The 434-nt window shown below is 73.5% G+C and carries 1 protein-coding gene; it reads left to right on the top strand.

Annotation, left to right across the window (positions count from 1 at the left end; genetic code table 11):
- Positions 1-434 (top strand): ISAs1 family transposase (locus ACFHWU_RS29425; protein ID WP_416592344.1); only part of this gene is annotated, 434 nt, incomplete at both ends.

Raw genomic sequence — 434 nt, 5'->3', positions numbered from 1 at the left:
GCGGGCTGGCGGTGGACGGCAAGACCGTCCGCCACTCGGGCGGACCGGACGGGGTCGACGTACAGCTGTTCGCCGCGATGCGCCACGACACCGCGGTGGTCGTCGCCCAGGTGCTGGTCCCGGCCGGCACCACCGAGGTCACCCAGATCCGGGCGTTGCTCGACCACACCGAGATCGCCGGCACGGTCATCACCGCCGATGCCGCGCACCCCAGCGGCGACACCGCCACCTACCTGCGGAACCGAGGCGCGGACTACGTGTTCACCGTGAAGGGCAACAGACCCGCGCTGCTGGCCGCGATCACCGACCGGCTACCGGCCGCGACCCCGGCGACCAGCGCACACACCGACGCCGAACGCCGCAGCGGCTACCGGGTCACCCGCACCATCTCCGATGGCACCCGCCACCGGCGTCGACTTCCCCGGCGCGGCCAC

This window comes from Micromonospora sp. LOL_015, assembly GCF_048060275.1.
Taxonomy (GTDB): domain Bacteria; phylum Actinomycetota; class Actinomycetes; order Mycobacteriales; family Micromonosporaceae; genus Micromonospora_E.
Note: the sequence above shows the minus strand (reverse complement) of the source record. Positions and strands in the feature narration are given on the sequence as shown.